Here is a 24,324-nt window from a genome sequence, read left to right as displayed (position 1 = left end):
AAGCCCGCGCGCGGGCGTTAGCGGATCGTAACAGTGCAAATTTGTCGTGTACAACGGGGATATGTGCAGGGGGAATCTGCGTTTTTATCTTAGCGCCGCTGTCCGTGTAGGAGCTGACGAGTGCAACGAGGCTGCGATCTGTTGATTTCAAAAAACAAGATCAAAAGATCGCAGCCTCGTTGCACTCGTCAGCTCCTACAAAGGGATCATCTGAACGTTTCGGTAATGCTGCGGCGCTTGGCGTGCAGTTCGCTGGCGTGGATCAGGCGTTCGAGGTCTTCGGGGGTGACGTCGATGAAGGCTTCCATGTCGGCCAGCGCCAGTTTCAAGTCTTCGGCGGTAATCGCCTGGCGGTCGACCGGGACCACTGGCGGTGCCGGGTCGGCAGCGCGTTTCGGATAGCGGATGCGGGTCAGGTTGTTATAGGCCAGCGCGCTGACGAGCATGCAGATAGCGCCGAGCATCACCGGCTCCATGGCTTTCCAGTCCATGGCGATGGTCGCAGGGTCGGCCAGTACCAGCGTCAGCGCCAGGGCGCCGGCCGGTGGGTGCAGGCAACGCAGCCAGCACATCAGAATCACCGCCATGCCGGCGGCAAGGCAGGCGCTGCCCAGTGTTCGGCCGAGCACGTGAGCGACCAGCAGGGCGACCACGCCAGCACACAGGTAGCCGCCGAGAATCGACCATGGCTGGGCGAGGGCGCCCGAGGACACGGCGAACAGCAGCACCGCCGAAGCGCCGAGCGGGCCGATCAGGTGAAACGCAACGTCATGGCCGAACACCTGCGCGCACATCCATACGCTGAACAGCGTGCCCAGGGCCATGCCGATCGCGGCACGGCTCCATTCAGTGGGGCGGGTGTTGATGGCAGCGGGCAACCAGCGAGCAAGCATGTAGAACTGATCCTTTACAAAATCCGGGGCAAAAAAAAGGACTTGTCCGGCATATCCGGAAAGCCCTCGAAGCGTTCCAACATTGGGGGAGGAACGCGCGTAGTTTGCCGATCAAACTCGATGCTGACAAATTCATATAAATGCAGTTTTAGTGCACTATTTTTGCATTGAACTGGTGCGCCGCGCGCTGACGAAGCATAGATAGCCACCCAGCGCCGCCAAGCCGCTCAGGGCGTAGAACATGCTCGGCGCCGGCGTGTGCATCAGCAGAAACCCGCACAGCACCGGGCTCGCCCCACCGCCGAGTGCCGCTAGGTTCTGCGCGCCGTAGTAACTGCCGCGCAGTGCCTCCGGGGCGAGGGTATCGACGAAGAGGAAGTCTGCCGGGTAAATGATCATTTCGCCCAAGGTGAAGATGAACATCGCCACGCACCAGCCGAGCAGGCTGTCCGCCACACTGAAGCCAATCAACCCGACGATGAACAGTGCAGTGCCGCCGGCAATCCAGTGACGCAGGTGTTCGCGGCTGAGCCAGCGACCGACCTGGTATTGCAGCAGGATCACTGTGATTGCGTTGCAGGCGAGCAGGGCGGCCATGGTGTCCAGGGTCTGTTGCTGGGTGTGGGTGACCAGCAGGTATTGCGACAGGTACAGGGTGAAGCGTCCGTGCACCAACGTGCTGAGCAGGCAGCCAAGGGTGAACAGCACCATGGTGCGGTCGTTTTTCAGGATCATCAGCGTGTTGAGGAAACTTTGCGGCGCACTGCCGGAAGTTATCGGACTGGTATCCCTGGTCGCGCCGAGCAGCAGAAAAATACTGCCAATGGCGATCGCGCCGGCAACGATGAACGGCGCGGACGGCTGCACCCCGGCAATCACCACGCCAATCATCGGGCCGACGGCGTAGCCGATATTGGTCAGCGTGTAATTCAGGGAAAACGCCTTGACCCGCTGGCCCACCGGCAGGTTTTCACTGAGGATCGCCTTGGAGCCGATGAGGAACAGCGCCGACGCGGTTTCGCTGATGATCAGCACCAGGGTGACCAGATACAGGTTCTGCGCGAAGGTCAGCAGGATCAGGCCGATACCGCTGGAGAGCATGGCCACAATCAGCAACTGGCGCTTGTCCAGCTTGTCGATGATGTAGCCGCCGTACAGCGACAGCAGCGTGGCGCTGAACACGGCGATGCCGAGCAGCAAGCCGACATCCTGCGGATTGAGTCCAAGCTTGTTGCTGAGGAACAGCGTCAGCAACGGACTGACCAGGGCGCGGCTGATGACCACGGTCAGCGAGCTGATCATCAATCGGCGAATGAACGGCGAGTACATGGCCACGGAAGGGGAATGTCCTTATTCGGGAAGCCTGGGCGAACGCCATCCTCTCTGGGCAGCCGCCACCGGTCAAGCTGATACACCAGCGTCCTTCGGCGCACATGACTTCCCTGTGGGAGCGAGCCTGCTCGCGAAGGCGGCGGATCAGTCACCTGCGATGTCGCTGACATACCGTATTCGCGAGCAGGCTCGCTCCCACAGGGTCTGTGTAGCTCACAATTTGCAATGACTCCCACAGGGCCAGTTCAAGCCACATCCGAAGCCGCCGGCCTCTGCCGCAAGGTGATCGGCAACTTGCACGATTCACCGCGCCCCATCGGGAAATACTGGAAACCATTGCGCGCCAGACGCTCGGCGTCGTACAAGTTGCGGCCGTCGAAGATTACCGGACTAGTGAGGCGCTGTTTGATCAGCTCGAAATCCGGGGCCTTGAACTGTTGCCATTCGGTGCAGATGATCAACGCATCGGCGCCGGCCAGTACCGCTTCCGGCGTGCCCATCAGCATCAATTTCGATTCGTTTGGATAGAGACTCTGGGTTTCCACCATGGCCTCTGGATCAAACGCGCGCACGCTGGCCCCGGCAGCCCATAAATCTTCGAGCAGAACCCGGCTCGGCGCGTCGCGCATGTCGTCGGTGTTGGGCTTGAACGCCAGGCCCCACAAGGCAAAGGCCTTGCCGCGCAAATCGCCCCGGTAGAACGCGTTGATGCGTTCAAACAGCTTGTGCTTCTGCCGCTGGTTGATCGCTTCTACCGCTTGTAGCAGATCACTGGAGCAATGCGCCTGTTCAGCACTGTGAATCAACGCGCGCATGTCTTTGGGAAAACACGAACCGCCGTAGCCGCAACCCGGATAGATAAAGTGATAGCCAATCCGCGTATCGGCACCGATGCCCTGGCGCACTGATTCGATATCTGCGCCGAGGTGCTCGGCGAGTTCGGCGATCTGGTTGATGAAACTGATCTTGGTCGCGAGCATGCAGTTGGCGGCGTATTTGGTCAGCTCGGCGCTGCGCAGGTCCATGAACATGATGCGGTCATGGTTGCGGTTGAACGGCGCGTACAGATCACGCATCACATCGCGTACTTCAGCGCCTTCGCAACCGATGACGATCCGATCCGGCCGCCGGCAATCGGCCACCGCTGAACCTTCCTTGAGAAATTCCGGATTGGAGACAATATCGAACTGCAGCAGGCGGCCAATCTTGATCAGGGCTTTTTCGATGTGGCTGCGCAAAGCGTCGCCCGTGCCCACCGGCACCGTGGATTTTTCCACCACGATCAAAGGCTGTTGGCGATGCCGGGCAATCGCGTCGCCGACTGACATCACGTAGCGCAGGTCCGCCGAACCGTCCTCGCGTGACGGCGTGCCCACCGCAATGAACGCCACCCGCCCATGCAACACCGCGAGTCGCTCATCTGTGGTGAATTGCAGGCGTTTCGATTCCAGGCCTTCACGCACCAAGCTGGCCAGCCCCGGCTCGAAAATACTGACGTGGCCCTGGCGTAACTGCTCGATTTTCTGCGCGTCGACATCCATGCACACAACGTCGTGACCGACCTCGGCCAGCACCGCCGCTTGCACCAGACCGACGTAACCACTGCCAAACACCGTGATCTTCATGCCGCACTCCTGTTCGCAGTCCCTGCATTGAACATAAGAGCGCGATGTTTCAGTTCGCCTACCGTGCAGATAAAGCCGCAAACAGACCGTTCGGGGAATGCCCGATTGACTTTTATGGCCTCGAACGGCAGGTTGTCGGCCTTTCGCGGCAACCCCTGTCATTGAGTCACGCCGTTTTTTTGCGTTTCATTTCATGCATTTATTGTTTTTGTTGAATCGTTTTTTATTTCAAGGCCGTTTCGTTTGAGTGATTTGTCGAGTACCCAACCTGCACCGTCCACCAGCAATCCGCTGACCGTTTACCTGGCGCGACTGGCACCTTCCAGCCAGTTGACCATGCGCTATGTGCTGCAAGATGCCGCTGACCGTCTCGGTTTCGAGGACGTCGATATCGAAGAAATCCCGTGGCACGGTCTGCAACCGGAAGACGTGGTGGCGCTGGTCGCCGCTTTGCGTGCCGACGGTTATGCACCGAACACCTCGTCGCTGTACGTCAATGCCGTGCGCGGGGTGATGAACGAGGCGTGGCGCATGAGCCTGATCAGCCAGGATCACCTGCTGAAGATGCGTTCGGTCAAGGGCATAGCCGGCACACGGCTGTCCCAGGGGCGCAACCTCAAGCGCACGCTGATTCATGAACTGATGGAAGTCTGCGCTGCCGACCCGCGCCCGCAGGGCTTGCGTGATGCGGCGGTGATTGCGTTGCTGTATGGCACCGGCATGCGCAAGTCGGAATCGGTGGATCTGGATCTGAGTCAGGTCGACTTCAAAGAGCGCAGCCTGACCGTCACCGGCAAGGGCAACAAACAGCTGATCAAGTACGCGCCGGCCTGGGCCTTCGCCAAGCTCGATGCCTGGCTGGAACTGCGTCGTTCACAGCTCAAGGAAGGCGAAAGCGACGATGCATTCCTGTTCAATCGCATACGCCGGGGCAGCCACATCACCCGCGAGCGCATCACCAAACACGCGATTTACTACATCGCCCGCCAGCGCGGTACGCAGGTCGGGGTGAAAATCATGCCCCACGATTTTCGGCGTTCATTCATCACCCGGGTGATCGAAGAGCACGACCTGTCGATCGCGCAGAAACTGGCGCATCACAGCAATATCCAGACGACCGCCAACTACGATGTGCGCGATGACAACGAGCGGCGGCGGGCGGTGGATCGCTTCGATTTATAAAGCGATTAGCCCGATGAAGGGCAATTGCGCGCGTGCATTGACGCCTGAGTGATTTGTGCAGCAAGACGTTTGACGTTGTTCTGTTGCGCAGTCACCAGCTCTTCGATGCTTGGCCCTGAAGGCGTCTGCAACACCGAGCGACAGGTCAGTAGCGCCGCGTCCGCCGCACCCAGCGGGCGCACTCGCCATTTCACGTCGATCAAGGCGTACTGGCCGGGAATCGAATCGAAGCGCTGCACGTCGACGCGCACGGAGGCGCGTTGCTGACCAACGCCACTGCTCAATTGATCGGTCAGCGCACCGCGCAGCTCATCAGCAAGGGTGGCGCTCCACCAATCGGTTTCCAGAATCGCCACGCCGCTGTTGCCTTGGCGAATCACAATCTGCGCGCGATCGACCTGTGGCGGCACGCTGATGCTTTCGATGGCGATGTCGGCGCCGTTGCGGCTGGCACCCGGTTGCGCCGGGGTCAGCGTATGGAAGCTGATCGGGTCGCTACGGCACGCAGTCAGCAGCACGAAGGCAGCGAGCACGGTGATCTTCAACGGTAAAGCCATGGATGCAGCTCCTGTGCTCAATTGCGTGGCGGTCCTTTGAGGTCCAGCGGCGCGGCGTTGTCGGGGCGTCCGCGAATCAGCGACTCAGGGTGGCGACCGAGGTAATCCGACAGTTCTCGCAACGAGCGCGACATGCGCCCGAGCTCGTCGAGGGTCTCGGTGAGTTGCTCGCGTTGCGGTGAATCCTCGGCGAGGGTCGCATTGGCGGACTGCAACGTCTTGCTGACATCGGCGAGGGTGCTCTGTACACCCGGCAGAGTCCTGGCGTTGAACTGCTTCAGGCCCTTGCGCAGCTCGACCAGATTGCCGTCGAGGTTGCTGGCGATGCGTTCCACCGGCAGCGCGTTGATCTTGTTCACCATCGCCTCGAGTTTTTCCTGCAATTGTTCGAGGCTGCCGGGAACGGTCGGAATGGTGACCGGCCGTGCCTTGGGGTCGAACGCGACTTTCGGCGCTTTGGGATAGAAATCCAGCGAGATATACAACTGACCGGTGAGCAGGTTGCCATTGCGGGCCTGGGCGCGCAGGCCATTTTCAATGAACGTGCCGATCAGACGCGCGCCGGTGGCCTCATCGTTTTCGTCGCCATGGTAGGTCTTGAGAATCTTCGCGTGGGCACGGCCGAGTCGCTGCGGATAAATGACAATGCCGACATTCACCGGAAAGGTGCGCTTGACCTCGTCGAAGTCGAGATTGACCGCCACCACCCGGCCGATTTCGATACCGAGAAACTCTACGGGCGCATCCACCTTGAGGCCGCGCAAGGCCTGATCAAACCGCAGCGCCAGATATTGCGCCTTGCCGTCGGGCGGGGCGAGGGCGGCGGTCTGATTGGCAAACAGCTCGAAACTCTTGTCGTCGCTGGCCGGTTTATCGTCGGGACTGTAATCCGGGGCGCGGAAAGCGATGCCGCCGACCAGCAGGGTCGACAGCGATTCGGTTTTCACCGCGAAGCCGTTGGCGCCGACGTTGATATCGATGCCACTGGCGTTCCAGAAGCGGGTGTTTTCGGTGACGTAGGCATCGTTGGGCGAATGCACGAAGACTTCGATGTTGACGCCTTTGCCGTCCGGGTCCAGCGCGTAGGACACAACCTGGCCAACCGGAATCTTGCGGTAATAAACGGGGGAGCCGATGTCCAGCGAGCCAAGGTCTGCGGTGTGCAGCGTAAAGCGTTTGCCCGGTTCGCCGTAGGTGATCGGCGGCGGGTTCTCCAGACCTTTGAAGTTTTTTGAGCGGGTATTGGCCTGACCAATGTCGGCGCCGATATAGTCGCCCGACAGCAGCGTATCGATGCCCGAGACCCCGCCGGCGCCGATGCGTGGACGCACCACCCAGAATTGCGAGTCCTCGCGGGTGAAGGCTTCGGCTTGCTTGGCGAGTTTGATCGTGGCGTTGACGTGTTTATGGTCGTTGGCCAGTTCGACGTCGGAGACATGGCCGATGACCACGTTGCGGTACCGGACTTCGGTCTTGTTCGCGGTCAGGCCATCGCCGGTCTTGAAGGTGACGGTGATGACCGGGCCTTCCTGAAGGATGTTGTGAATCACCAGCGAAATGCCGACCAGCACCGCGACAATCGGCACGATCCATACCAGTGAAATAGCGAAACGGCGGGTTTTGATCGGCGCTTGACCGGGTGCTAGCGGCTCATCGCTGGCTGACGACTTCATCCATGTCCTCCTCAATTTATCGGGCACTGAGCGTCAGGAACGCAAAAGCACTTCATCAATATAGAAGTGCCTTGCGATAGAGCAAATCAGAAGCCGTTTTAACTTCAGGAATGTGTAAGCGCCTGTTAACCGAGCATTTCGCGCAAGCGATACCAGAACATGCCCAGCGCCAGCAGCGGCGAACGCAAGGCCGGGCCGCCGGGGAAGGTCATGTGCGGCACGCCGCTGAACACGTCCATGCCCTGACTGTGCCCGGCATGAATGGCTTCGCCCAACAGCTTCGCGCACCAGTGCGTGACGTTGAGGCCATGACCGGAATAACCCTGCGCGTAAAACACGTTCGGGTGCTGTTTGAGTCGGCCAACCTGGGGGAAGCGATTGGCGGTAATGCCGATCTTGCCGCCCCATTGGTAGTCGATGTGCACGTCGGCCAGTTGCGGGAACACCTTGAGCATTTTCGGGCGCATATAGGCGGCAATGTCCGCCGGATCGCGCCCGGAATAATGACAAGCGCCGCCGAACAGCAGCCGTCGATCAGCCGAGAGTCGGTAATAATCGAGTCCGACCTTTTGATCGCACAGCGCCAGGTTCTGCGGAATCAACTGGGCGGCGCGGCTTTCGTCCAACGGCTCGGTGGCGATGATGTAACTGCCGGCGGGCAGCACTTTGCCGCTGAGTTTGGGTTCCAGTTCATCCAGATGCGCGTTGCAGCCGAGCACCAGGCTGCCGGCGCGCACGGAACCCGTGGCGCAGCGCACCTCGACGGTCGGGCCATGGAGAATTTCCAGCACCGGACTTTGCTCAAAGATACGCGCGCCCAGCGATGCCGCGAGATGCGCTTCGCCCTGGACCAGATCCAGCGGATGCAAATGGCCCGAACCCATGTCGATCAATCCGCCGGCGTACACTCCGGCGTCGACCACTTGCTGACGGATCTGCTCCGGCCCGACCAGCCTGGTTTCGTGGGCATAGTCGAGTTCGGCGAGACTGGCCTGTTCCTGCTTGAACGCGGCGAATTGCGCGGCGGTGTTGGCCAGTTCGCAAAAGCCCCAGCGCAGATCACAGTCGATGGCGTTTTCAGTGATGCGCTGGCGCACCAGATCCACCGAATCGATGCCGGCGCGCTGCAGATAGCGCACGCCGTCCTGGCCAACGTAACGGGCGAAACCCTCGACTTCATGGCCGATACCGCGAATCAGCTGACCACCGTTGCGCCCGCTGGCGCCCCAGCCGATACGTCGCGCCTCGAGCAACACCACCGACAGACCGCGCTGGGCCAGCTCAATCGCGGTGTTGACGCCAGTGAAGCCGCCACCGATTACGCAGACGTCGGCAAGCAAATCACCATCCAGCGCAGGGTAGGGCGTGCTCGTCCGTGCAGAAGCTGCGTACCAGGAGCGGGCGTGTTGTGCGCTGTGCTGATTCATTTGTTCGACTTCACTTTGCTCCACGACCGGGTCATCAGACGCATGATCGCCTGGGGCGGGGTCGAGGAAATGTAGAGTTTGTCGAGCACCGACTGCGGCGGGTAAACCTCAGGGTTGTTGACCAGTTCCTGATCCATGAACGGCTTGGCCGCCGGGTTCGGATTGGCGTAGCCGACGGTGGCGCTGACTTTGGCGATCACTTGCGGATCTAGCAGGTAGTTGATGAAGGCGTGCGCCTCTTTGGCGTTGCTCGCGTCGGCTGGGATCGCCAGCAGATCGAACCACAGGTTGGCGCCTTCCTTGGGGATGGCGTAAGCGATATTCACACCGTTCTTGGCTTCCTTGGCGCGGTTGGCCGCCTGGAACACATCGCCGGAGTAACCGAACGCGACGCAGATGTCGCCATTGGCCAGGTCCGACACGTATTTGGAAGAATGGAAATAGGTGATGTACGGACGGATGCTCAGCAGCTTGGCTTCGGCCTTTTTGTAGTCTTCAGGGTTTTCACTGCGCGGGTCCATGCCCATGTAGTTGAGGATGGCCGGGAAGACTTCGTCAGCGGAGTCCATCATCGACACACCGCACTGGCTCAGCTTCTTCAGATTCTCGGGTTCGAACAGCACGGCCCAGGAATCGATGTGGTCGATACCGAGCACTTGCTTGACCTTGTCGACGTTATAACCGATGCCGTTGGTGCCCCACAGGTAAGGCACCGAGTGCGCATTGCCGGGATCATTTTTCTCCAGCAATTCAAGCAGTTTTGGGTCCAAGTTCTTCCAGTTTGGTAACTGTGAACGATCGAGCTTCATGAACGCGCCGGCCTTTACCTGACGGGCGAGGAAGTGGTTGGACGGCACCACCACGTCGTATCCGGTGCGACCGGCGAGGAGTTTGCCTTCAAGGGTTTCGTTGGAGTCGAAGACGTCGTAGATCACCTTGATCCCGGTCTTGCTCTGGAAGTCGGCGAGGGTGGTTTCGCCGATGTAGTCGGTCCAGTTGTAGACGCTGACTTGGGGCTCGGCGTGGGCTACGGCACTGAACAGCACGCTCATTGCGATCGGGAGTACGGATTTCAATAGACGCATATCGACACCTCTTGGATTTATTGGAATTCTCAGGCGCTGCACATTCTTCTGTGGGGTTATCACTTCTTGGGTACATCACAGATTCAATGTGGGAGCGAGCCTGCTCGCGAAAGCGGTGTTTCAGTCGACATCTATGGTGAGTGTGCCGACGTCTTCGCGAGCAGGCTCGCTCCCACAGTAACGGGGCGGGGTCAGACGCTGAGCAGCAGGAACTCACGCTCCCACGAGCTGATCACGCGTTTGAAGTTTTCATGCTCGGCGCGTTTGACCGCGACGTAGCCGCGGACGAATTTGCTGCCCAGGTACTCCGCGACCTTCGGGCACTCTTCCATCTGCGTCAGGGCTTCTTCGATGGTGATGGGCAGGCGCAGATTGCGGCGCTCGTAGGCCCGGCCTTCGACCGCCGCGCTCGGCTCGATCTTCTCGACCATGCCGATGTAGCCGCACAGCAGGCTTGCGGCAATCGCCAGGTACGGGTTGGCGTCGGCGCCGGGCAAGCGGTTCTCCACGCGCATCGATTCCGGCCCCGAAGTCGGCACACGCAGGCCAACCGTGCGGTTCTCTTCGCCCCATTCGACGTTGACCGGCGCCGAAGTGTCCGGCAGGAAGCGGCGGAACGAATTGACGTTCGGCGCGAACATCGGCAGGACTTTCGGGATGTATTTCTGCAAGCCACCGATGTGATGACGGAACAGCTCGCTCATGTTGCCCTCGGCATCGGCGAAGATCGGCTGACTCGTAGCGATCTCGACCACGCTCTGGTGCAGGTGCATGGCGCTGCCCGGCTCGTCGCCGATCGGCTTGGCCATGAACGTCGCGGTGACGTTGTGCTTGAGCGCCGCCTCGCGCAGGGTGCGCTTGAACACGGTGATCTGGTCGGCCAGATCCAATGCATCGCCATGGCGGAAGTTGATTTCCATCTGCGCCGGGCCGTCTTCGTGGATCAGCGTGTCGAGATCCAGGCCTTGCAGTTCGCACCAGTCGTAGACGTCTTCGAACAACGGATCGAATTCGTTGGCGGCATCGATCGAGAATGACTGGCGCCCGCTTTCCGCACGGCCCGAACGACCCAGCGGTGCCTTGAGCGGCAGGTCGGGATCTTCACAGCGCTGGGTCAGGTAGAACTCCATTTCCGGCGCGACAATCGGCTTCCAGCCCTTGTCGGTGTAGAGCTGCAGAACTTTCTTCAGCACGTTGCGCGGCGACAGTTCGATCGGATTGCCAAACTTGTCGAAGGTGTCGTGGATGACGATGGCGGTCGGCTCGATGGCCCACGGAATAACGTACACGGCGTCGGAAACCGGTTTGCAAACCATGTCGATGTCGGCCGGGTCAAGCAGGTCGTAGTAGATGTCGTCGTCGACAAAATCCCCGGTTACCGTTTGCAGCAGCACGCTTTCCGGCAGGCGCATGCCGCGCTCATGCAGAAACTTGTTGGTCGGTGCAATCTTGCCGCGGGCGATGCCGGTCAGGTCGCTGACCACGCATTCGACTTCGGTAATCTTGTGATCTTTCAGCCAGGTGAACAGCTGATCGAAAGGGGCGTTCATAAAGACCTCGTTATTGGTTTTGTAGACGCCGGGGAGGGCGGGTTTCATCTTCCGCCCCTTCCCCTGTGGCGCGTTGGCGACTATCTTGGGCGCGGCTTGCGATTCCATCTATCCACTTTCAGCAGCACCAAAGCGCACCAAAAGAGTGCGCAAGGTCACCCCATGACAACGTGCAATCCGCTCCAGGTACAAGCGTTCAATACCGCCGACGTGGCCGAGCAAATCCGCGCCACACCGGGCTGGGTCCAGCACTACCAGCAGATGTCGCCGGGACATTTCGCCGGGCAGATTCGCTATCTCGATCTGCAGGGCGTCGAGGTTTACGAAGAACAGATGAACACTCGGGTCGAGCAGAATTTCAGTGCGCCATCCGGGGCTCTGGCTTTCTGCTTTGATCGCAGCGACAACGCGCTGTACCTGCTCAACGAAGAGAGCCGCAACATCTGGATCACCCCGGAGAACTACCGGGAAATCGCCGTGGTATTCGGTCCGGACTTTGTCCGCGAGCACGGTTTGCAAGTGGCGAAACTCGAAGGGTTGTTCATGGCGCCACTGAACTGCGGACAGAACGCTTTGTTCAGTGGCTGGTTAAGCTCGATTCTCACGAAGTTGTCGCAAGCTGCTGATCCACTTGATAAAGATCGCCTGACTCAACAGTTGCTCGAGGACTGCCTGTTCATCCTTGATAACGCTCACACCAGCCTCGATCGCAGCGGATTGCAGCGCCGCAACAACGAACGCCAAATCATCAAAAGAGTAGGGGAGTGGGCGGCTGATTCGCCGGAAGACACGGTCAATCTGCTCGAACTTTCTCACGTTGCCGGCGTACAGTTGCGCCAGTTGCAACAGGCTTTCAAGGCCTACACCGGAATGACCCCGAGTCACTGGTTACGCCTGCGGCGGCTGAACAGTGCGCACCGTGAATTGCTCAAGCGCAGGCCCACGGAAACCACCGTTGCGGAAGTGGCGATGCGCTGGTCGTTCTGGCATCTGGGGCGGTTTTCCAGCAGTTACCGCGCGCTGTTCAAGGAGCTGCCGAGCGAAACGCTCAAGCGCTGAGCAGAAAAAGGCTTTGTGTCCTTCGAGAAGTTAAATAGAATCAGTCTCATTTGAATCTACCTTCGCGCAGGGTCTCTTGAGATGATTGAAGCTACGTCACCGTCGGAGCAGAGCCTGCAGCAGTTGTATCGCGAGCACCGCGGCTGGCTGGAAACCTGGCTGCGCCGGCGCATGGGCAATGCGTGGGATGCGGCGGACCTCAGTCAGGACACCTTTCTGCGCGTCCTGTGCAACGCGCCGCCACTGGCCGAGTTGCGCGAGCCGCGCGCGTATTTGCTCACCGTCGGCAAACGGCTGCTGAGCAATTTCTACACGCGGCGCCATCTGGAAAAAGCCTACCTCGACGCCTTGGCGCAATTGCCGCAAGCGTGCGCACCGTCGCCGGAACAGCGCTGGTTGCTGCTGGAAACCTTGCAGGCGCTGGATGAATTGCTCGATGGCTTGCCGCGCCCGGTGCGCCGAGCATTGCTTTGGAGCCAACTCGAGGGCCTTGGCTACCGCGAGATTGCCGAACGCTTGCAGGTTTCCGAGCGCACGGTGAAACGTTACATGGCCCAAGCGTACGAGCATTGCTTGCTGGTGGATCTGTGATGCGCGTTGCCCCCAGCGAGGAAACGCGGGAAGTGGCGCGGGCAGCGGCGCAATGGCTGGCACTGCTCGAGTCCGGTGGTGCCAGTGATGAAGATCACGCACGGTTGCAGCATTGGCGCGCCAGTGACAGTCGCCACGAAAACGCTTGGAAGAAAATCCAACAGCTTCGCCAGCGTTTCGCAGGTTTGCCGCCGACACTGGCCATGGCCACGCTGGATCGGCCGGATCCGGCGCGGCGCGCGGCACTCAAGCGTGCCCTGGGCGCAGCGGCGCTGGTGCCGGCGGCGTGGTTGATCAGTCGGGAGCTGCCGCTGGAGGTCTGGCGTGCCGATTTGCACACCAGCACCGGCGAGCGGCGCAAAGTGCAATTAGCGCAGGATTCTTCATTGCAGCTCAACACCGACAGCGCGGTGAATGTCGATCTGCCTGCACGTCAGCTGACACTGATTCGTGGCGAGATGGCGCTCAACGTGGCGGGCGATTCAGCCTTTATCGTCAACGCGCCTTATGGGCGGATGATCGTCAATCACAGCGACATCTCGGTGCGCCTCAATGCACGCGATTGCCAGGTCTGCGTGCTGCACGGTTCGGTGCAATTGCAGCCACTGCACGGCCCGGCGCTGGTATTGCAGCAGGGCCAGCAAGTCAGCCTGCAAGCTTCGGGCGCGGGGGCGGTGACGGCATTCGATGCGTTGATGCCCGGTTGGCGCGACGGTGTGCTCATGGCGCAAAACCAGCCGCTGGGTGATTTCCTTCGCGAGCTGAGTCGCTACCGCTCGGGCGTGCTGCGTTGGGATCCGGCGCTGGAATCGCTGCGCATCACCGGCAGTTTCCGCCTCGACGATACCGATCAAGTGCTGGCACTGCTGGCAGCCAGTTTGCCCGTCGACGTGCATGCGCGAACGCGATTTTGGGTGTCACTGGTACCGCGTGCAGAAAAAACTGGCTGAAGTCTGTCCCTTTTTTTCGCCTCGCTGGTCATTCCAGGCAAGTGAACAAAATCGAGAGCTTCTTCCAATGCCCGCAGTATTCCCAGGTCGTTTGCGTCCGTTGTTGCAGTTGAGCCTTTTGCTGAGCCTGAGTGCCAGCCCCGTGTTGATCCAATCGAGCTGGGCAGACGATGGCAGCCGCCGCAGTTATCAGGTGCCGGCCGGTAGTCTGAGTACAGCGCTGACGCGCTTCGCCGGTCTCGCTGGAGTCAATCTTTCGATGGATCCGGCGCTGGTCAGCGGCCGCAACAGCAGTGGGTTGTCCGGCGAATTCGGTGTGGAGGAGGGGTTTAGTCGGTTGTTGCTGGGTTCCGGTTTGCAGCTGCAACCTGTCGGTGATCAGGCTTATACGCTGGTGCCCGCAGTGCAAGGCAGCACCTTGCAGCTGGCACCGACATCGATTCTCGGCGCGAGCGGTTCAGCGGATGCCGATGTATTCGCCGGCGGTCAGGTCGCGCGGCGGGGTTCGCAAGGGCTGTTGGGCTCCAGGGATTTCATGGAAACCCCGTTCAGCATGACCACCTACACCAGCGAAACGGTGAAAAACCAACAGGCGCGCACCCTCGGCGACCTGATCGGCAGCGACCCTTCGGTACGCGCAACCAACCCGGCTGGTGGGCGCTATGAGCAATTCACCATCCGTGGTTTCAGTCTGTTCAACAGTGATGTTGCCTACAACGGCCTCTACGGTGTGTTGCCGACTTACACCATCGACATGGAAATGGCCGATCGCGTCGACATCCTCAAAGGCCCGAGCCAATTGATCAACGGGATTTCGCCACGGGGCAGTGTAGGAGGGGGGATCAACGTCGTGCCGAAACGCGCGACCGACAAGCCGATCACCTCGCTGACAGCCAATTACGCCTCGAACAACCAAGCCGGCGGCGCGGTGGATGTCGGAAGGCGTTTTGGTGACGAAAACCAATTCGGTCTGCGCTTCAACGGGGTCAAACAGTCCGGTGATACCGAATGGGATCACCAGAGCGTCGATCGCGACATGGCGGTGCTCGGTCTGGACTTTCGTGGTGAACGCTTGCGACTTTCCACTGATATCGGCCACACCGAACGCGACACCGACGCACCGCAGGAACGCGTGCAAGTCGCCGCCAATGCCAAGGTGCCGAACGCCAATGATGTGCGCGATAACTATGCGCAACCCTGGAGCCGGGCGCGCACTAAAGACACTTTCGGCACGGTGAACGGCGAGTTCGATGTCAGCGATTCGGTCATGCTGTATGGCGGCGTCGGCGCACGCAAAAGCAATCATGACTTCTTGCGCCATGCAGTTTCGGTGAGCAACGACGCCGGCGATTTCAGCGTTCAGCCGCGCGACTTCACTCGCGACGAAAACGTGCGCACGGCCACCGCCGGGGTGCGAAACTGGTTCCAGACTGGGCCGGTCAGCCATGAAGTAAACCTGGCGGCCAACTACTTTTATATGGACTTCGAAAACGGCGGCGCCCGTTACGCGGCCGGGCGCAGCAATCTCTACGATCCGGTGGAAATCGCCAGACCCGGCACGCCGACTCGCAATGACGCCAAGGTCTACACTGAGAACCGCTTCAGCGGCGTGGCCTTGTCCGACACGCTCGGCTTCTTTGACGATCGCCTGTTGCTGACTTTGGGGGCGCGCTGGCAGCGAGTCAAAGTCGATGACTGGAGCGACGGCATCAAGGGCGACACGGCTTACGATGAGGAAAAAGTCTCGCCATCGGGCGGGATTCTGTTCAAGGCGACGGACAAACTTTCGCTGTACGCCAACTACATGGAAGGTCTGAGCCAAGGCAAGATCGCGCCATCGACATCTATCAACGAAGACGAAATCTTCCCGCCATTCATCAGCCGCCAGATTGAAGTCGGCGCCAAATACGACGCGGGCTCATACGCGCTGACAGCAGCGGTGTTCCGCATCAAACAGCCTGCCTACGAAACCAACGCCACCACACGAGTCTTCGGCCCGAACGGCAAGCGTGAGAACAACGGCGTAGAACTGAGCGTGTTCGGCGAACCGCTCAAAGGCTTCCGGTTGCTCGGCGGTGTGATGTTTATTGACAGCGAACTGACCCACACCACCAACGGCAAATTCGACGGCAATCGGGCACCGGCGACACCGAAATATAACGTCAACCTCGGCGCGGAGTGGGACGTGCCGACTGTGCAGGGTTTGACGTTAACCAGTCGCGGTATTTACTCAAGTTCGCAGTATCTGGACCAAGCGAATGATAAGGGAATCGACTCCTGGGAGCGGTTCGACGTCGGCACACGCTATGCTTTCAAGCTGGACGAGAAGACGATCACCTTGCGCGCCAATGTCGAAAACGTGCTGGATAAACGCTATTGGAGTTCGGCGGGTGCATCGGATGATAGTGAGCCGGGGTTGACGCTTTCTACGCCGCGAACGTATCTGCTGTCGGCGACGGTAGACTTCTAATGGAGCAGGGTAAATGCGTCGATTGTCTTCGTAAATACGTTAACTACACTAAATGACCGTTTAGTTGAGCTAACGAAAATTGGTCGCGATAGCGGCCGAGGTAATGTCTTAGCCCAACCAGTCGCATCTCAACATGGGTTTTCGTTATGAGCAATAACGCGAACAGGCCTAAAAAACTGTTATTTCTTACAGTTTTAAAATTGCTCTGAGGCGCAAAGGATAGTCGCTGCGTAATGAGCACATTCCTCCAAGGAGCAAACGCCATGACAACGTTCAGCGATGACCAGCTCTTGAACCTGACTCCAGAGCAATTGAAACAATTAACACCCGCGCAACTGGCACGCCGAAACAATTTAATCAACGAACCGGTGGATCAGCGTGCTGTTACGAAGATTATTAATGCGCAAACGACCGAGCCTATAAACCCGGTGAGTGACGAGTAAATTTTCCAGAAGTGTAGTCGAGACGTTTCAACCAGCTCAGAAATCCCGTTACGGTAAGTAGCGGGATTTTTTTCAGTTGAATGATCGGATGGGGAAATCTGCGGCAATACCGGAGGTAGAGATTTGGCAGTGTTTATCGTGGCAGTGGATTTCGATTACGCGTGACAACCACGACAACCACGACAACCATACGAAGTCCGTAACATCTTGTTACGTGTAATGTATATTATGTTAAATCATGGATGCGAATAGCCTCAGGCTTTAGATATCAGATCCACCACTCCTAATGCGGCAATCGCTACGACTGGACGCTGCGCAACACCGATGTCGGCGAAGTCTGGGGCATTGGCAAGCGCATGAAGGCTCATCTGGAAACAATGGGCATCAAGACCGCCATGGACTTGGCGAAAGCCGATCCATGGATGCTTCGCCAGAAATTCAGCGTGATGATCGAGAAGACTGCTCGTGAAGAAGCCGTCGCCACCTACACCCAGCGCGCAGCGGAGAAACTCCAAGCGCAAAACTCGCTATGCAAGAAAATCCGCGTCACCATTCGCACCGGCATGTTCAATCCCGAGGAAGCGAAATATGCGAATGGCGGCTTAGTGGAATTGCCGTACCCGACCAACGACGCCCGGCTGATGACGAAGGCTGCGACCGAAGTGGTCAATCGCCTCTTCCGATCGGGCTTAAGGTAATGCGATGAAGAGAAAAACAAGAATGACTGCCCCTCAGACCAGTAACGCAGGGACCCAGCCTGGGCGTGGCTGGACGTTTGACCCTTATCGCATGATCCGAATAGCCGATTGTCATTCGATCATCGAAGTACTTCGCCACATCCAACACAGTGGGCCGGAATGGGCGCATCGTAATGTCCGAATTTGCTTTCCCGGCCAATCAAATGCATGGGCTCTGGTGTACCCGCTTCAGAATGCCAGTGCCCCGTACTTTGACTTCATGTATATCCACAGAGAGCCTCCTCAGGAAGTGCTGTCCGCACTGCTAAGGACGTATCCACAGTGTTCCATCATCGACTGGTCGCCCGGACGCTTGGCCTGCATCGAAGCTCAGGGGGCAGATGTTGAGACGCTCGCCGAAATTATCCGGGATCTAGCTGAAGCTGCTTGGGATGAGCACATCATATTCGTCGATGCTTCGTACGAGGAAATGGGTAAAGCTTGACCCCAGAGCGGACGGTCGACCTTAGCTTCCCAAGCGCGTGCGCAAAGATCAGGTCTTTGGCAACAATCGACAAGACGGGAACGGAACGCAGGTCAACATAATCGAAGGGATGTTTGTTATGAGTCACCTTAACAACGACTTGAGGGCCGATTTCGTTGAGGCACTTGAGGAGATTTCGACGCTGATGTCCATTGCATACGAACAGCTCGGCCCTGTACCGGAAAACCATGCATTAGCTCAGGCAGGTTTAGAGAATGGTGGTGAAATAGTTCTGGATTATGTCGATCACAACGAGGCTGGAGTAGCGTTCGAACACTTACTTTACATGATTAACGAACCACCGCTCGTTGTTTCTGAAAAATGCATAAAAATTTTAGCTCGGATCGCAAAGTCCTTGAAGATGCCATTCACGAGATGAAAAAAATTTACCCATCTGAAGGTCAGCTTTGGGTCGAAAACAGTCACTCCCACCCGAAACATCCACGGAGAATTGGCCCATGAAAACCGCCGTGATATCCGATACTCACAATCTCCTACGCGCCGAAGCCATCAGCGCGCTCCAAGGCTGTGACCTGATCATCCACGCCGGCGACATCGGCAACCCGGACATCCTTGCCCAATTGTCCAAAATTGCTCCCGTCCACGCCGTGCGCGGCAACAATGATCTCAGCAGCCCATGGGCCAAAGACCTCCCCGACTTTCTGACCTGCACTCTCAACGGCTGGCACACTCTCCTTATCCACGACATCGCCGACGTCCCCGCCGATCTAGATCCAGACATAAAGCTCATCATCACCGGCCATTCCCACAAACCGCGCATAGAATGGCGCGGCGATCGTCTATACGTGAACCCTGGTAGCCCGGCCCTCGGCGTTTCAAATTGCCGGTCACGCTGGCAATTCTCGAGATACAACCCGACAGCATCGAGCCGCGCCTGATTTCCCTGCTGGATCCCCCCGCCTGAAATCGCTACGGATACTGCGATCCAGGACCAGGAAGCGCCACCTCCTACCAGGCCCGACCTATCTCGCGGCGAACCGATCCTCAACGCCGCCGAGCGCGCGATCAAGTGACAGGACAGCGGGTTTAGATCCGATCCGCGCCGCTCAGCATGGCGGACTGACACTTCCCACATGGAGGCGTCTAATCACCCGATTAATCTCCCCTACCACCCGCGCCGTCGCCTCCTCGATCGCCCCCTCATTCCGACACAAAAACCAACCCTGATCTGCAGCGGCCACCTCAAACGCCTCAGTACAAGCGACATGCTCCTCCAGACCGCGAAGCACAGTGCTGCTCAAGCCGCGCCGTCGTGCCCCTGCCCTCGCCCACGAAATCTCCGCCGTCGTCACCACCCCAACATGCAGGTCGGGCACCTGTACGTTGCGGTCAATGTTCAATTGCAGGATTTCAGCAAACGGGACTATCCGGCGAAACGCCGCATCGGACGGGTACCAGCGATCGATCAGGATGATGCTGTCGGCAGGCTGTTTGGTCAGCACGTGCCGGGAAATCCAACTGCGGCTGTCAGCCAGGCGTTGGCAAACTTCCAGTTCCAGATCCCGGTCAGGATGTCGGACGAGTCGGTTCACCAGATGCATTGTTTCGCCCCTGAACGGGTCGCTTTTTTTCTCGCACAGTCGGATGACTTTCTGGTTGTCTGCCCTCAGGACTTCAGTGATGGCCTCCAACAGCGAGGTTTTGCCGACGCCTTTGGGGCCATCCAGAGCGACAAACAGCGGACGAGTCATTTTTCTCACAGGCTTTAACGGGGAGTAGCGCGCACTCTAACGGATTTTCAGGTTGAACCTCTGTTGCTCAGACGGACTCCCAAACTCAAATCCAGGAGAAACCTATGACCCAGACAGCTCTAGTCGTGGGCGCCAGCGGCATTGTCGGCAGCGCCATCACCCAGTTACTCATCGACAACCAGTGGCAAGTCGCCGCGCTGTCGAGGCATCCATCACCAGCGCAAGGCGTGATCCCTGTCGCGGCAGATCTTCAGGATCCTACTTCACTGGAACAGGCGCTGAGGGATGTGAAACCCACTCATGTGTTCATTACCACATGGTCGCGGCAAGCCACGGAGGCCGAGAACATTCGCGTCAATGCGGCCATGGTACGCAACGTCCTCGCCGCCATTCGCCCAGCGAAAAGCGTCAAACACGTAGCGCTGGTTACTGGCCTGAAGCACTACCTCGGCCCGTTCGAAGCCTATGGTAAGGGCAGCTTGCCGCAGACGCCGTTTCGCGAAGAACAGGGTCGTCTCGATGTCGAGAATTTCTATTACGCTCAGGAAGACGAACTCTTCGCCGCTGCGGAAAAGGACGGTTTCACCTGGAGCGTGCATCGCCCGCATACCGTCACGGGGGTGGCCGTGGGCAATGCGATGAACATGGCGACCACCCTCGCCGTCTATGCCTCGATTTGCAAAAAAACCAATCGTCCGTTTGTGTTTCCCGGATCCAAGGTGCAGTGGGACAGCCTCACCGACATGACCGATGCGCGGCAATTGGCGAAACAGCAACTGTGGGCGGCCACCACGCCGGCTGCGGCAAATCAGGCATTCAATATCACCAATGGCGATGTATTCCGCTGGAAATGGATGTGGAGCCGAATTGCCGAATACTTCGACCTGCCTGCTGCTGACTATCCTGCGTCACCTTCGCCTCTAGAGAAGCAGATGGCGGACGATCAAGCCGTTTGGGCGCAAATAGTCGCCGAACACGATTTGAAAGAATCCGATATCAGTCGCCTGATTTCTCCATGGCATACCGATGCCGACCTTGGCCGGCCCATCGAAGTGGTCACGGACATGTCGAAAAGCCGCCTGATGGGCTTCACTGCCTACCAAGCGAGCGATCAGGCATTTTTTGACGTGTTCGACAGGCTGCGGGAGATGCGCTTGATACCTTAGGCGGTTCCAGACAGACAAGGTGGGCACCTGGCGTGCCCCCCCTCATTCAACAGTACTTTCCACGCCCTCGCCCCTCCCCTCATCTGCGACGTTCGTTTGTCCTGCGAAATCCTCCCGCCAGTCACCGGCAGAACGCAGCCGATCATATATCCCAACTCCAAAATAGCGCCTTCAACAGGTATCGCTCTGTATCCAAGTGTGTACGGACGCAAACACGTTACACAACATTGATCTTCCCACGCCCCCAGACACAAGCGAGATACACCAGCACGATGAACTGCGCTCACGGCCAGCGCAGGTGCTCCTGTGCCTGATACCTCTCACTGGGAGCACCTGAAAGGCTTCCACTTTCTTGACGACGAGTCGGAGGATTAAACCAATGCAAACAAACGCGTTATCGGTCTTGAATCGCCTGCAACTTAACCTCGATCGTGCTGGAGACTGGATCGCACCGTTAAGCCTGCGCGTGTTTCTGGCCTGGGAGTTTTTTGAAGCGGGATGGGAAAAGTGGAACGGTGAGAACTGGTTCCCAAGCATCCAGGGTGCCTTCCCTTTTCCCTTCAATCATCTGCCGGCTACGTTCAATTGGCAGTTATCCATGTGGGCAGAGCTGCTCTGTTCCATTGCTTTGCTTGTAGGCCTGGGAACACGTCTTTCGGCACTGATCCTCATAGTAGTCACCGTCGTGGCAACTGCCGCAGTTCACTGGCCAGCAGAGTGGTCGACGTTGAGCGAACTGGCTATGGGGTACTCCATCAGCAACAAAGGCTACGGCAATTTCAAGCTGCCGTTGATCTATCTCGTCGCACTTCTGCCACTGGTATTCACAGGCGCCGGCAAGCTGAGCCTGGATGCATTCATCGATCGGTATCTCAAGCGCTTGAATGCACGCTGAGTGTTATTGCGTCACCAAGGTTATCGCTCTCAACCCCCGCTAGTTAATCAGGAGTTTCACCATGACCCATATTGATAAAGTGCTGTACACCGGCAAAGTCCATACCTCCTCGGGTGGTCGTAATGGCACCGCCCTCAGTGACGACGGCCGACTGGATATAAAGCTGTCGTCGCCTGGCACTTCTGGCGCCGGTACCAACCCAGAGCAGTTGTTCGCCGCAGGTTGGTCGGCTTGTTTTATCGGTGCAATGGGACTAGCGGCGAGCAAGCTGAAAGTCACCCTCCCGGTTGACCTTGCGGTCGACGCCGAAGTCGATCTAGGCACAACCGATGGTGCGTATTTCCTCCAGGCTCGCCTCAACGTCTTCCTTCCCGGGCTGGATCGCAACGTCGCTCAAGAGCTGATCGACACCGCACACCAGACATGCCCGTACTCCAAAGCGACGCGGAACAACATCAACGTGGTAATCAACCTCGTTTGAGCAGAACCGTGGCGGGTTTCAATCACCCGATTCACAACCCCCGGCTGCCAGCGGTAGCCGTGGAGGTGCTGTGGGTCGGGGGTTCCAGACGTCGAATCGGAGTATTGAGCTCATGCAAACGAACATTTCGTCACCTGCACATCTAGATCCACAGCTTCCTGAGGCGACCGTCGGGCTGGGATTGCGCCGTGCGCTGCTCAACACGCTTCGTGACGCTCCAGTCGGTGATTTCGATTTTCTAGAGGTTGCTCCAGAGAACTGGATCGGCATCGGCGGCGCTCATGGTGAAGCCATGCGATTGCTGGCTGAACGCTACCCGCTGTCATGCCATGGCCTGTCACTATCGCTGGGTGGCAGTGCGCCGCTGGACGAATCTTTTCTTGAGCAAGTCCGCGGGTTTCTTGATCGCTTCAACGTGCCGTTTTATAGCGAACACCTGAGTTACTGCAGTGACGATGGCCATCTCTACGACCTGCTGCCGTTGCCATTCACTGAAGAGGCCGTTCATCACGTTGCGGCGCGCATCCGTCGTGCACAGGACATTCTCGGTCGTCGTCTTGCTGTAGAGAACGTCTCCTACTACGCCGCTGCTCATCAGGACATGGACGAACTCACTTTTACCAATGCAGTGCTCCGCGAGGCCGATTGCGACCTGTTGCTCGACGTTAACAATGTGTACGTCAACTCAGTGAACCACCGCTTCGATCCAGCGGTTTTCCTCGCCGGCCTGGAACCAGAACGCGTAGTCGCCATGCATGTGGCTGGCCATTACGACGAAGCTGATGACCTGATCATCGACACCCATGGTGCTTCGGTCAAACCGGTAGTCTGGTCATTGCTGGGCCAGGCTTATGACCTTTTCGGTGTGAAGCCAACCCTGCTGGAGCGCGATTTCAACTTTCCGTCCTACGACGAACTGGTCGCTGAGCTGAACACCATCAGGCGCTTGCAGCGCGACGCGGATGCTTTGGTGCGGGTGACTGTCGATGGCTGACTCCACTTCAAGTCTGCACAGTCAGCAGCTCGCGCTGACCCGGTACCTGCGTGACCCGGACAGTTATGCGCCGCCTGCGCAGATGAATCCCGAGAGAGCGCAGGTCTATCTCAACCTGGTGTTGAACAATCTGTTGGGGTTGCTGGGTGGAACGTTTCCGGTGCTGGTTGCCGTGCTGGGTGATGCCGGTTGGCGTGCGCTGGTACGACGTTTTTTGCGTGACTACCGCGCGCAGACACCACGCTTCGGAGAAATTGCTCGTGAGTTTGTAGACTTCGTAGCGAGCCTGGAAGACTCGCCCGATCACGAACACCCCTTGTACCCGTTCTTGCCTGAATTGGCTCATTACGAGTGGGTGGAAATGGCGCTGCAACAGTTGGACGCTGCGCCGTTAAAGGCCAGTGATGCGGCGCATTTACTCGACCGTCCCCTCAGGCTCTCCCCGCTCGTCTGGCCGCTGGCTTACATTTGGGCCGTACATCGTCTCGCGCCAGGCCACTTGCCTTCTGAACCGCCAGAACAACCGACGTTGCTGCTGATCAGCCGTGTGCCGAGTGGCCAAGTGCAATTCTCCCAGGTCAGCCCTCTCGCGTTCCGTTTGTTGCAGCGGATCGAGCAGTTCCCTGACATGGATGGTCGAGCGCAGTTGCACGCTTTGGCTGCGGAGGCTGGTGCATCAGATGTGACCGGCTTCGTCGCTGACGCACTGGTGCTGCTGCGCCAGCTGCATGCGCAAGCTGCCGTCGGCGTAGCCGCGACACCCGTTTTAAAGCTGTTGTCCTGACTGACGAGCAAAGGCTGAGGTCGGTTTTTGTATCTCTATGTACCCAAACGCTAACTCCTGGGATTGGCTTACAAATGCTCCGCTCGCCGATACATCGCCGATACATGACTCCCGCTAAATAGGCCTGCCCGAACAAGGCCGCTCTGTCGAAGTGGACGACGCTTGCGCCCTTCGCCTCGAGCTTCCTTGAGGGTCTATCCGCCCTGTGGCATGAACCGCGGCCTGGCCGCGCAA

General features: G+C 58.6%; 22 protein-coding genes and 2 pseudogenes. 15 read left to right on the top strand and 9 right to left on the bottom strand.

Going from position 1 to position 24,324, the window contains the following annotated elements; genetic code table 11:
* Positions 1-206: 206 nt before the first annotated feature.
* From KVG85_RS07065 to KVG85_RS07055, 3 genes are all read right to left on the bottom strand, one after another.
* Positions 207-893, bottom strand: a complete 687-nt coding sequence (locus KVG85_RS07065) for an HPP family protein (RefSeq protein ID WP_217863391.1) — start codon at positions 891-893, stop codon at positions 207-209.
* A 156-nt stretch (positions 894-1,049) separates the two neighbouring features.
* Positions 1,050-2,228 carry an MFS transporter gene (locus tag KVG85_RS07060; RefSeq protein WP_217863390.1) on the bottom strand — a complete coding sequence of 393 codons (1,179 nt, stop codon included), beginning with the start codon at positions 2,226-2,228 and terminating at the stop codon, positions 1,050-1,052.
* 242 nt (positions 2,229-2,470) lie between these two features.
* Positions 2,471-3,850 carry a UDP-glucose dehydrogenase family protein gene (locus tag KVG85_RS07055; RefSeq protein ID WP_217863389.1) on the bottom strand — a complete coding sequence of 460 codons (1,380 nt, stop codon included), beginning with the start codon at positions 3,848-3,850 and terminating at the stop codon, positions 2,471-2,473.
* Positions 3,851-4,093: 243 nt separating this feature from the next.
* On the opposite strand from KVG85_RS07055, the gene KVG85_RS07050 reads away from it, so the two are divergent.
* Positions 4,094-5,032, top strand: a complete 939-nt coding sequence (locus tag KVG85_RS07050) for a site-specific integrase (RefSeq protein ID WP_307845070.1) — start codon at positions 4,094-4,096, stop codon at positions 5,030-5,032.
* A gap of 5 nt (positions 5,033-5,037) precedes the next feature.
* On the opposite strand, the gene KVG85_RS07045 is transcribed toward KVG85_RS07050, so the two are convergent.
* The 5 genes from KVG85_RS07045 to KVG85_RS07025 form a co-directional block, all read right to left on the bottom strand.
* Positions 5,038-5,589 (bottom strand): PqiC family protein, encoded by a 552-nt coding sequence (locus tag KVG85_RS07045; protein WP_217863388.1) that lies wholly within the window; start codon positions 5,587-5,589, stop codon positions 5,038-5,040.
* A gap of 17 nt (positions 5,590-5,606) precedes the next feature.
* Positions 5,607-7,262 (bottom strand): PqiB family protein, encoded by a 1,656-nt coding sequence (locus KVG85_RS07040; RefSeq protein ID WP_122507348.1) that lies wholly within the window; start codon positions 7,260-7,262, stop codon positions 5,607-5,609.
* 125 nt (positions 7,263-7,387) lie between these two features.
* Positions 7,388-8,689, bottom strand: a complete 1,302-nt coding sequence (locus tag KVG85_RS07035) for an NAD(P)/FAD-dependent oxidoreductase (RefSeq protein ID WP_217863387.1) — start codon at positions 8,687-8,689, stop codon at positions 7,388-7,390.
* Positions 8,686-9,774 carry a polyamine ABC transporter substrate-binding protein gene (locus KVG85_RS07030; protein WP_122692592.1) on the bottom strand — a complete coding sequence of 363 codons (1,089 nt, stop codon included), beginning with the start codon at positions 9,772-9,774 and terminating at the stop codon, positions 8,686-8,688. The genes KVG85_RS07035 and KVG85_RS07030 overlap by 4 nt, the downstream gene beginning before the upstream one ends.
* A gap of 191 nt (positions 9,775-9,965) precedes the next feature.
* Positions 9,966-11,324: a glutamine synthetase family protein gene (locus KVG85_RS07025; protein ID WP_122507351.1), complete on the bottom strand. Its 1,359-nt coding sequence runs from the start codon at positions 11,322-11,324 to the stop codon at positions 9,966-9,968.
* A gap of 162 nt (positions 11,325-11,486) precedes the next feature.
* Between KVG85_RS07025 and KVG85_RS07020 the strand changes: the two genes are divergently transcribed.
* The 9 genes and pseudogenes from KVG85_RS07020 (at position 11,487) to KVG85_RS06980 (ending at position 18,983) form a co-directional block, all read left to right on the top strand.
* Positions 11,487-12,383: a helix-turn-helix domain-containing protein gene (locus tag KVG85_RS07020; RefSeq protein ID WP_217863386.1), complete on the top strand. Its 897-nt coding sequence runs from the start codon at positions 11,487-11,489 to the stop codon at positions 12,381-12,383.
* Between the two features lie 81 nt (positions 12,384-12,464).
* Positions 12,465-12,974, top strand: a complete 510-nt coding sequence (locus KVG85_RS07015; RefSeq protein WP_217863385.1) for a sigma-70 family RNA polymerase sigma factor — start codon at positions 12,465-12,467, stop codon at positions 12,972-12,974.
* A complete protein-coding gene (locus KVG85_RS07010; RefSeq protein WP_217863384.1) occupies positions 12,974-13,924 on the top strand; it encodes a FecR domain-containing protein in 951 nt (316 codons plus the stop codon). The genes KVG85_RS07015 and KVG85_RS07010 overlap by 1 nt, the downstream gene beginning before the upstream one ends.
* 67 nt (positions 13,925-13,991) lie before the next feature.
* Entirely contained in the window at positions 13,992-16,394 is a 2,403-nt protein-coding gene (locus tag KVG85_RS07005; RefSeq protein WP_217863383.1) for a TonB-dependent receptor, read from the top strand.
* A 263-nt stretch (positions 16,395-16,657) separates the two neighbouring features.
* Positions 16,658-16,837, top strand: coding sequence for a hypothetical protein (locus KVG85_RS07000; protein ID WP_217863382.1), 180 nt, complete (start codon positions 16,658-16,660; stop codon positions 16,835-16,837).
* Positions 16,838-17,139: 302 nt separating this feature from the next.
* Positions 17,140-17,532 (top strand): annotated as a pseudogene (locus KVG85_RS06995) (DinB/UmuC family translesion DNA polymerase); the annotation flags it as partial.
* A 25-nt stretch (positions 17,533-17,557) separates the two neighbouring features.
* Positions 17,558-18,019 carry a hypothetical protein gene (locus tag KVG85_RS06990; RefSeq protein WP_225926643.1) on the top strand — a complete coding sequence of 154 codons (462 nt, stop codon included), beginning with the start codon at positions 17,558-17,560 and terminating at the stop codon, positions 18,017-18,019.
* Between the two features lie 118 nt (positions 18,020-18,137).
* A complete protein-coding gene (locus tag KVG85_RS06985) occupies positions 18,138-18,437 on the top strand; it encodes a MafI family immunity protein (RefSeq protein ID WP_217863380.1) in 300 nt (99 codons plus the stop codon).
* A gap of 79 nt (positions 18,438-18,516) precedes the next feature.
* Positions 18,517-18,983 (top strand): annotated as a pseudogene (locus tag KVG85_RS06980) (metallophosphoesterase family protein).
* A 142-nt stretch (positions 18,984-19,125) separates the two neighbouring features.
* Here KVG85_RS06980 and KVG85_RS06975 read toward each other — a convergent pair.
* Positions 19,126-19,770: a dTMP kinase gene (locus KVG85_RS06975; protein ID WP_217863379.1), complete on the bottom strand. Its 645-nt coding sequence runs from the start codon at positions 19,768-19,770 to the stop codon at positions 19,126-19,128.
* Between the two features lie 104 nt (positions 19,771-19,874).
* Between KVG85_RS06975 and KVG85_RS06970 the strand changes: the two genes are divergently transcribed.
* The 5 genes from KVG85_RS06970 (at position 19,875) to KVG85_RS06950 (ending at position 24,090) form a co-directional block, all read left to right on the top strand.
* Complete coding sequence (locus KVG85_RS06970; RefSeq protein ID WP_217863378.1) at positions 19,875-20,936, top strand: SDR family oxidoreductase; 1,062 nt, start codon at positions 19,875-19,877, stop codon at positions 20,934-20,936.
* Positions 20,937-21,315: 379 nt separating this feature from the next.
* Positions 21,316-21,831 carry an HvfX family Cu-binding RiPP maturation protein gene (locus KVG85_RS06965; RefSeq protein WP_217863377.1) on the top strand — a complete coding sequence of 172 codons (516 nt, stop codon included), beginning with the start codon at positions 21,316-21,318 and terminating at the stop codon, positions 21,829-21,831.
* Positions 21,832-21,892: 61 nt separating this feature from the next.
* Positions 21,893-22,312 carry an organic hydroperoxide resistance protein gene (locus KVG85_RS06960; protein ID WP_073476308.1) on the top strand — a complete coding sequence of 140 codons (420 nt, stop codon included), beginning with the start codon at positions 21,893-21,895 and terminating at the stop codon, positions 22,310-22,312.
* Positions 22,313-22,424: 112 nt separating this feature from the next.
* Entirely contained in the window at positions 22,425-23,306 is an 882-nt protein-coding gene (locus KVG85_RS06955) for an HvfB family MNIO-type RiPP peptide maturase (protein ID WP_217863376.1), read from the top strand.
* The gene (locus tag KVG85_RS06950; RefSeq protein WP_217863375.1) at positions 23,299-24,090 is read left to right on the top strand and encodes an HvfC family RiPP maturation protein; all 792 of its coding nucleotides are present in this window, start codon (positions 23,299-23,301) and stop codon (positions 24,088-24,090) included. The genes KVG85_RS06955 and KVG85_RS06950 overlap by 8 nt, the downstream gene beginning before the upstream one ends.
* Positions 24,091-24,324 lie beyond the last annotated feature (234 nt).

This window comes from Pseudomonas triticicola, from assembly GCF_019145375.1.
Lineage (GTDB): Bacteria > Pseudomonadota > Gammaproteobacteria > Pseudomonadales > Pseudomonadaceae > Aquipseudomonas > Aquipseudomonas triticicola.
The sequence above is the reverse complement of the archived record's forward strand: the minus strand, read 5'-3'. Positions and strand labels throughout refer to the sequence as shown.

Bases quoted from the DNA above. Each gene is read 5' to 3' on its own strand.
- KVG85_RS07005 (WP_217863383.1), top strand. From the start codon at position 13,992: ATGCCCGCAGTATTCCCAGGTCGTTTGCGTCCGTTGTTGCAGTTGAGC.
- KVG85_RS07055 (WP_217863389.1), bottom strand. From the start codon at position 3,850: ATGAAGATCACGGTGTTTGGCAGTGGTTACGTCGGTCTGGTGCAAGCG.
- KVG85_RS06975 (WP_217863379.1), bottom strand. From the start codon at position 19,770: ATGACTCGTCCGCTGTTTGTCGCTCTGGATGGCCCCAAAGGCGTCGGC.
- KVG85_RS07000 (WP_217863382.1), top strand. From the start codon at position 16,658: ATGACAACGTTCAGCGATGACCAGCTCTTGAACCTGACTCCAGAGCAA.
- KVG85_RS07035 (WP_217863387.1), bottom strand. From the start codon at position 8,689: ATGAATCAGCACAGCGCACAACACGCCCGCTCCTGGTACGCAGCTTCT.
- KVG85_RS07025 (WP_122507351.1), bottom strand. From the start codon at position 11,324: ATGAACGCCCCTTTCGATCAGCTGTTCACCTGGCTGAAAGATCACAAG.
- KVG85_RS07040 (WP_122507348.1), bottom strand. From the start codon at position 7,262: ATGAAGTCGTCAGCCAGCGATGAGCCGCTAGCACCCGGTCAAGCGCCG.
- KVG85_RS07015 (WP_217863385.1), top strand. From the start codon at position 12,465: ATGATTGAAGCTACGTCACCGTCGGAGCAGAGCCTGCAGCAGTTGTAT.
- KVG85_RS06955 (WP_217863376.1), top strand. From the start codon at position 22,425: ATGCAAACGAACATTTCGTCACCTGCACATCTAGATCCACAGCTTCCT.
- KVG85_RS06990 (WP_225926643.1), top strand. From the start codon at position 17,558: ATGACTGCCCCTCAGACCAGTAACGCAGGGACCCAGCCTGGGCGTGGC.
- KVG85_RS06970 (WP_217863378.1), top strand. From the start codon at position 19,875: ATGACCCAGACAGCTCTAGTCGTGGGCGCCAGCGGCATTGTCGGCAGC.
- KVG85_RS06950 (WP_217863375.1), top strand. From the start codon at position 23,299: ATGGCTGACTCCACTTCAAGTCTGCACAGTCAGCAGCTCGCGCTGACC.
- KVG85_RS07030 (WP_122692592.1), bottom strand. From the start codon at position 9,774: ATGCGTCTATTGAAATCCGTACTCCCGATCGCAATGAGCGTGCTGTTC.
- KVG85_RS07020 (WP_217863386.1), top strand. From the start codon at position 11,487: ATGACAACGTGCAATCCGCTCCAGGTACAAGCGTTCAATACCGCCGAC.
- KVG85_RS07045 (WP_217863388.1), bottom strand. From the start codon at position 5,589: ATGGCTTTACCGTTGAAGATCACCGTGCTCGCTGCCTTCGTGCTGCTG.
- KVG85_RS06965 (WP_217863377.1), top strand. From the start codon at position 21,316: ATGCAAACAAACGCGTTATCGGTCTTGAATCGCCTGCAACTTAACCTC.
- KVG85_RS06985 (WP_217863380.1), top strand. From the start codon at position 18,138: ATGAGTCACCTTAACAACGACTTGAGGGCCGATTTCGTTGAGGCACTT.
- KVG85_RS07065 (WP_217863391.1), bottom strand. From the start codon at position 893: ATGCTTGCTCGCTGGTTGCCCGCTGCCATCAACACCCGCCCCACTGAA.
- KVG85_RS06960 (WP_073476308.1), top strand. From the start codon at position 21,893: ATGACCCATATTGATAAAGTGCTGTACACCGGCAAAGTCCATACCTCC.
- KVG85_RS07010 (WP_217863384.1), top strand. From the start codon at position 12,974: ATGCGCGTTGCCCCCAGCGAGGAAACGCGGGAAGTGGCGCGGGCAGCG.